Below are 6525 nucleotides of genomic sequence, written 5' to 3'. Positions count from 1 at the left end.
CGACAACACCACACCCTCGAACACCACCGCCGGCGCATCCGGAGACCGCACCACCTGCGCCTCGAACAACTCCACCAACGTCGAACTCGGCACCGCCTGCGACGTCGCATTCCACGACCCGACCACCAACCCCCGCTCACCCGCCCCCAGAACCTCCACATCCCCCACCGCGGTGCCCGGATCCCCGGCGACCGTCTCGAGGATCCGGACCAGGCGGTCGGCGAGCGTGGTGACGGTGGCCCGGTCGAGGATTCCCGGCTGGTAGCGCAGGCTCAGCCGCAGTCGCGGTTCGACGATCGTCAGCAGCGTGACCGGGTAATGCGTGGCGTCGCGGGCATCGAGACCGGTCACCCGCACGCCGCCGATGTCGGTGCTCTCGTCCAGTCCGGACGTGTCGATCGGGTACGACTCGAACACCGACAGCGTGTCGAACAGGTTGCCCAGGCCCATCCGCGACTGGAGGTCGCCGAGGCCGAGGTGATGGTGGTCGAGCAGGGCCGTCTGCTCGTCCTGCAGGCGGGCGAGCAGTCCCGCGACGGTCTCGTCCGGGTCCAGTCGCACGCGCACCGGCACCGTGTTGATGAACAGTCCCAGCATGTTCTCGACACCGGACAGTTGCGGCGGACGACCGGACACGGTGGCGCCGAAGATCACGTCGTCGCGGGAGACCAACCGGGACAACAGCACCCCCCACGCTGCCTGGATCACCGTATTCATGGTGACACCGACGCCTGCGGCTGTGGTGGCAAGTCCGTCGAGAATCCCGGCCGGCAGGTCGACGTCGAGTTCGTGGGGCACACCGTAGAGCGCTGCGGACGCATGCGGCGCCACCAGGGTCGGTTCCTCGATACCGTCGAGTGCTCGTTCCCAGGCCTGGGCCGACCGTTCCGTATCCCGGTTCGCGACCCATTCCAGGTACGTGCGGTACGAGGGCGGCTCCGGGAGTCCGGCCGGGTCGCCGCCTGAGGCATAGCGGACCAGCAGTTCCCGCACGAGCAGCGGCATCGACCAGCCGTCGAGAATGATGTGGTGGTTCGTGATCGAGAGGACGAATCTTCCTGGTGCGGTGTGGAACAGCGTCAGCCGGAGCAGCGGCGGCCGGGCGAGATCGAAGCGAGCACTCCGGTCCTCGTCGAGAAGCCGCACGAGTTCCGTCTCGGTCCCGGCGATGGTGAGATCGACCTCCCGCCACGGCACCTCCACCGCGTCGAGAACGACCTGCGCGGGTACCCCGTCGTCGTACACGAACGCGGTGCGCAGATTCGCGTGGCGAGCCAGCAGTCCGGCGGCGGCCGCGCGCAGGCGAACCGTGTCGACCTCGCCTTCGAAGTCGATCCGCAGTTGGGCCGTGTAGACGTCCATCGACTCCGCGGCCAGCGAGGCATGGAACAGCAACCCCGACTGCAGCGGAGACAGCGACCACACGTCCTGCAGCGCCGGGAACCGCTGCTCCCAGCGGTCGATCTGCTGCTGGTTCGCCGGCACCAACGGAAGGTCGGACGGTGTCAGCCCGCCCGCGTCCGGTCGTGCCGTGTGCGCGGCGAGTCCCTGCAAGGCACGGCGCCACAGGTCCGCGAACGCCGCGACCTCGGTCTCGGGGAGGACGCCGGTTGGGAACGCGAACGACGCCCGCAGTCGGGGCCCGTCGGGAGTGTCGGAGACGAAGGCGTTGATGTCGATCACGGAGGCGACTGGCATGTCGGGGTTCCTGGTGCCGCCGAGTGTGCTCTCCACCGGCAGCCAGTCGTCGCCTCCGCCGGTGAGGGTCACCCGGCCGAGATAGTTGAAACTGACTTGTGGAGAGCGGAATCGGCGAAGTGCCTCCGACGTCTCGTCGTCCAGGTAACGCAGCAGTCCGAAACCGATGCCGTGATCCGGGATCGCGAGCAATTGCTCCTTGACGGCCTTGACCGCCTGCCCTGCCGCGGCGCCGCCTGCCAGGGCGTCGTCGACATCGAGTCCGGTGAGATCCAACCGCGCCGGATACACGGTGGTGAACCACCCGACGGTGCGGGACAGGTCAGCGCCCGGGACGATCTGCTCCTCGCGGCCGTGGCCTTCGAGGGTGAGCAGCGCGTCCGGCACAGCGGCGCCGCGTTCCCGCCGCCAGGCGATCAGTGCCAGCGTGACCGCGGTGAGCAACCCGTCGCCCACCGTCCCGTGGAATGCACCCGGCAGCGTGGTGAGCAGGGCGTCGGTCACAACCGGCGGCACGTCGACCGTGACGGTGCCGACGGTCGCGTCGACGTCGATCACCGGATCCAGCGGGCGCGAACCGATCAGCGGATCGGGGCCGTCGAGGATCTTCTCCCACGACGCGAGTTCGCCCGTCCGGGTCCGCACGGCCTCGGACAGGCCGTGCGACCATCGCCGCATCGACGTTCCGACTTCCGGCAGCGCGGGTGTGAGTCCGGCCTGGAGTCGGCCCGCCGCCGACGCGAGATCCGCCACGAGAATCCGCCAGGAGACACCGTCGACCACGAGGTGGTGCACCACCACGAGCAGTCGCCCGACGTCGTCCGGGACGTCGAACCAGACCACGCGCACCATGCGGGCGGCGGCCGGGTCCAGGTGGTCGGCCGCAGCATCGAGTTCGGCGCCGGCGAGTGTGGTGAAGCCTTCTCCCTGCACCGTTTCGACCGGCACCCGGCGGACGTCCGCCGGTATCGAACCCGCAGGCAGCACGTCCATACCGTCCGCGGACACCCGCGCCCGGAGCATGTCGTGCCGGTGCAGTACCGCCTCGACGGCGCCGACGAGCACCTCGTGAGTGAGACCGGCGGGGGCGGCCAGCAGCAGTGCCTGTGAGAACCTGTCGAGCCGTCCGCCGCTGCGCTCGAACATCCAGCGCGCGACGGGTGTCAGCGGCAGGGGGCCGATGCCACCGCCCGGCAACTCGCCGAGAGCGACGGTGCCGTCGTGGTCGAATCGCGCGGCCGCGGCGAGTCCGGCGACGGTTCGGTGGTCGAATACGTCTCGGGGAGAGAGGATCACACCGGAAGCTCGTGCGCGGGCCACCAACTGGATGGACAGGATGCTGTCGCCGCCGAGGGAGAAGAACGAATCGTCCGCGCCGACCGAATCCAGTCCGAGCACGTCCTCGAACAGTCCGGCGAGAAGTTCCTCGGTCTCGGTCTGCGGCGGCCGGCTTCCGGTCCCGGTGAAGTCGGGTGCCGGAAGGGCTGTGCGGTCGAGCTTTCCGTGAACGGTGAGGGGAAGCGAGTCGAGTACCACGAGCGCGGCCGGAACCATGTACGTCGCCAGCCGGCCGGCGGCGAAGTCGAGGACTGCCCGCGAATCGATCGTTGCACCGGGTTCGGGCACCACGTACCCGATCAGCCGGTCGCCGACGCCGTCGGCGTGCCACACGCTCGCCGCCGCGTGGGCGACGGAGTCGTGGGTGAGCAGCGCCGACTCGACCTCGCCGAGTTCGATCCGGAAGCCCCGGATCTTCACCTGGGAATCGGTGCGCCCGAGGTACTTCAACTGGCCGTCGGGGAGCCAGCGCGCCCGGTCCCCGGTGCGATACATCCGGCTGCCCGGTGGACCGAACGGATCGGCGACGAAGCGTTCGGCGGTGAGCGGGTGCCGCCGGCGGTAGCCGCGTGCAAGGGCCGGACCTGCGAGGTACAACTCCCCGGCGACACCGGCCGGTACCGGGTGCAGTCGTGAGTCGAGCACGGTCTCGGCGAAACCGAGGGTGGGTGTGCCGATGGTGACCGGTTCGCCCGGCACCAGTTGGTCGCTGATACTCGACACGACCGTCGCCTCGGTCGGCCCGTACGCGTTGAACATGCGCCTGCCCGGCGCCCACCGGGCGACCAGTTCGGGCGGACACGCCTCACCGCCGGTCACGACGCACTCGAGGGCGGTGAGTCCGGCGGGGTCGACCGACGAGAGCGCCGCCGGAGTGACGAAGCAGTGCGTGACGCGCTCGGTTTCCAGCAACCGCGCCAGTTCGGCGCCGCCGTAGACCGACGGTGGTGCGATCACCATCGTCGCTGCCGCACCGACCGCCAGCAGCAGTTCGAGGACGGACGCATCGAAACTCGGTGATGCGAAGTGCAGGGTCCGGGATTCGGGTGTCGTGCCGAACGTCTCCCGCTCCTGGCCCGCGAAGGCGGCGAGGCCGCGGTGGGTGGTGACCACGCCCTTCGGGGTGCCGGTCGACCCCGACGTGTAGATGAGGTACGCCGGATTGTCGGCCCGGATGGGCGCGATCCGTTCGTCGTCGCTGATCGCCGACGACGGATGGCGCGACATTTCGTCCTCGATGCCGGGGTCGTCCAGCACCAGCCACGGCACGACGTCGGGCAGTGCGCCTCGTTGCGCGGATCCGGTCAGCCCGCACGCGGCGCCGGAGTCGGTGAGCATGTATTCGATCCGCGCCGGTGGGTGATTCGGGTCCACGGGGAGGAAGGCAGCTCCCGACTTCGCGACCGCCCAGACGGCCAGCACGGATTCGACGGACCGCGGCACACACAGCGCGACCACCGACTCGGGTCCGACACCGCGCTCGATCAGCATGCGGGCCAACCGGTTCGAACTCCTGTCGAGGTCTGCGTAGCGGACGTCACTTCCGGCGAAGACCAGCGCCGTGGCCTCCGGATCGTGCGCGACCGCGTCGGCCATCAGGTCCGGCAGCGTCCGTGGCGCGACGGCCGCGCCACCCGGCACCGGGGCGAGCAGGGCCCGCTCCAGGGATCCGAGGATGTCGATGTCGCCGACCAGGGCGCCGGGGTCGGCGGTGACCGCCGTGAGGATGCGCACGAGTCGTTCCGCGAAGCCGATCGCCGTGTCCTCGTCGAAGAGGTCGGTCGCGTAGCCGAGACCTGCGGCGATGCCTGCCGGGTTGCCGTGTTCGTCGAACTGCTCGGCCAGGGTCCATTGCAGATCGAAGTTGGCGGAATCGATCTCGAAGTCGATGTTCCGGACCTGCAGGTCCGGCAGTTCCAGCGTGGGGCGTTCGATGTCCTGGAACTCGAGCATCACCTGGAACAGTGGCGCGTACGCCGTGACCCGGGACGGGCTCAGGACCTCCACCACCCGTTCGAACGGGACCTCCGCGTGCGTGAAGGCACCCAGATCGGTTTCCCGGACACGACCGAGGAACTCGGCGAAGGTGTCGCCGCCGTCGACATGGGTGCGCAGGACGAGGGTGTTGACGAACATGCCGACCACGTCGTCGAGTTCGCGTTCGCCGCGACCGGCGACCGGAGTCCCGACGGCGATGTCGTCCGCGCCGCTCACGCGTGCCAGCACGACCGCCAGCGCGGCATGCAACGTCATGAACACCGTGGTGGTGTGTTCCCGCGCCAGCCTCACGATGCCGGCGTGAATGTCCGGGTCGATCAGGAACTCGACGTGACCGCCGCGAAGTGACCGGACTGCGGGCCGGGGACGGTCGGTGGGCAACTCCAGCAGTTCGGGCAGGTCCGACAGCGTCGTGGTCCAGTAGGCGAGCTGCCGCGCAATGGGCGACTGTTCATCGGATTCCGATCCCAGCCACTCCCGTTGCCACAGCGCGTAGTCGGCGTACTGCACGTCCAGGGGTGCCCAGTCCGGGGCGGACCCGCTCGCCCGGGACGCGTACGCGGCCATGACGTCCCGGGCCAGCGGTGCCATCGAGAAGCCGTCGGCGGCGATGTGATGGACCACTACCGCGAGCACGTGTACGTTGTCGTCGAGCCGGAACAGTCGTGCGCGCAGCGGCACCTGCGTGGTGACGTCGAATCCGGCGGACAGCAATGTCAGCGATTGTTCGCGGAGTTCGGCTTCACCGGGCACAGCGACCGGTTCGAGGTCGGGCACCGCACTCGCCGCGGGCAGGATCACCTGGCGGGGGCCGTCGTCGGAGAGGGGGAAGAGGGTGCGCACGGCCTCGTGCCGTTCGATGACGTCGGCGACCGCCGCCTGGAGCGCGGGCACGTCGAGCCGGCCGTCGAGCCTCAGTGCGAAGGCGACGTTGTAGGCGGAGGAGGACGTGTCGAACTGGTTGATGAACCACATCCGCTGCTGGGCCGGCGACACGGGGACTTCCGCGGTGCCTTCCCTCGGTTTCAGCGGGGGGCGGGCCTCGAGCCCGTCCTGCGACTCGGCCAGCAGCGCCAGACCCGCGACGGTGGGGGCGTCGAACACGTCGCGTAGTCCGATCCGGTCTCCGACGACCGCATTGATCCGGGCCACCAACCGGGTGGCGATCAGCGAGTTCCCGCCAAGGTCGAAGAAGTTGTCGTGTGCGCCTACCCTGTCGAGTCCGAGCAGGTCGGCGCAGACGGCGGCCACGATCTCTTCGATCGGGGTCCGAGGGGCCACGAAACCTTCGGTCATGCTGCCGAATTCGGGGGTCGGCAACGCCTTCCGATCGAGCTTGCCGTTCACCGTCACCGGCAACTCCGGCAACACCACCACCACCGACGGCACCATGAACCCCGGCAACACCACCGCCGCCGACTCCCGCACCGCCCGATCGTCCACCACCATCCCGGCCGCCGGCACCACATACCCCGCCAGATACTCCCCCGC

The 6525-nt window shown here is 69.5% G+C and carries 1 protein-coding gene; it reads right to left on the bottom strand.

Features of this window, described 5'->3' with window-relative positions; all coding sequences use genetic code 11:
• Positions 1-6525, bottom strand: a 6525-nt coding sequence (locus tag CA951_RS41920) for a non-ribosomal peptide synthetase (protein WP_143543212.1), incomplete at both ends; no start/stop codon positions are given.

The organism is Rhodococcus sp. NCIMB 12038 (assembly GCF_002165735.1).
In the GTDB taxonomy this organism is placed as follows: Bacteria; Actinomycetota; Actinomycetes; order Mycobacteriales; family Mycobacteriaceae; genus Rhodococcus_F.
This window is presented reverse-complemented; position numbering and strand designations above follow the sequence as displayed.